This is a genomic window from Mesorhizobium sp. M7A.F.Ca.US.006.04.2.1 (genome assembly GCF_004022915.1).
Lineage (GTDB): Bacteria > Pseudomonadota > Alphaproteobacteria > Rhizobiales > Rhizobiaceae > Mesorhizobium > Mesorhizobium ciceri.
Genome location: NZ_RZQA01001359.1, coordinates 1 through 1,000 on the forward strand (window position 1 = coordinate 1; position 1,000 = coordinate 1,000).

The following is a 1,000-nucleotide window of genomic DNA, read 5'->3' on the forward strand; positions in this document are numbered from 1 at the left end:
TATCGGGCTCGCGCTGCAAACCCCAGACATCGTTGACGATATGCGCGCCGGCGGCGACCGCCAGCCGCGCCGTGTCGGCGCGATAGGTATCGACCGAAATCAGCACCTCGTTCACGCCCGCCAGCGCTTCGATCACCGGCAGGATGCGGGCCTGTTCCTGGCTGGCCGATACCGCGGCAGCACCTGGGCGCGTCGATTCTCCCCCGACATCGACAACCAGTGCCCCTTCCCCGATCATGCGGCGCGCCTGGGCCAACGCCTTTTCAGGGGCGTCGAACTGGCCGCCGTCGGAAAAGCTGTCGGGCGTGACATTGAGGATGCCGACGACCACGGCCTTGCCGCCGAGGTCGAGATGGCGTCCATGCGCCAACTGCCATCGCCTGGCCGTCATTGCTCATCGACCATGGAGTTCATCAATCATGTGTGATCCCTGGCGGATCAATTTCATTGCGCCGGCAACGGCCGTAAAGCAAGGTGGTCGAAGAGGCAACATGATGAAACGATCCATGCTTGGCATGAAAAAACAGTCCTTGGGCGTGAAACAATCCTTGGCTTGCGCGCTGCTGCTCGCCATAACGTCGCACCCGGCGGCGGCGGCCAATCTCGTCAAGACGTACAGCTATTTCGCCATTGGCGGCAGCACCCTCGACGACATCGAGGCACAACTCTCCAAACGCGGGCCGGAGGTGAAAAGCACCGGCACGCGGCACCCGGGCGCTACGCAAATGGCCTTCACCACCCGTATCAGCTATGCGCAGACACCGAGTTCCTGCCGGATTGCCGACGCGGTGGTGACCGTCAAGGTGAAGGTGATCCTTCCCGAGTGGCGCCGGCCGCGCAAGGCCGATGCCGATGTCAGGCTGTTCTGGGATACGCTGTCGGCCGACATCAAGCGCCATGAGGAGCGCCATGTCGAAATCGCCAAGAACCATGGCGGCGAACTCGAAGAGGCTTTGAAAGCCACCTACCCGCAAAAGAACTGCGACGCCGCCAAGGCCCT

At 62.7% G+C, this 1,000-nt stretch carries 2 protein-coding genes; one reads left to right on the top strand and one right to left on the bottom strand.

The features are described from left to right. Nucleotides 1–391 (bottom strand): dihydropteroate synthase (locus EN925_RS37275; protein WP_164894733.1); only part of this gene is annotated, 391 nt, incomplete at its 3' end. 103 nt (nt 392–494) lie between these two features. Here EN925_RS37275 and EN925_RS37280 point away from each other — a divergent pair. Next, nucleotides 495–1,000: DUF922 domain-containing protein (locus EN925_RS37280; RefSeq protein WP_128337433.1), on the top strand; the 506-nt coding region annotated here is incomplete at its 3' end.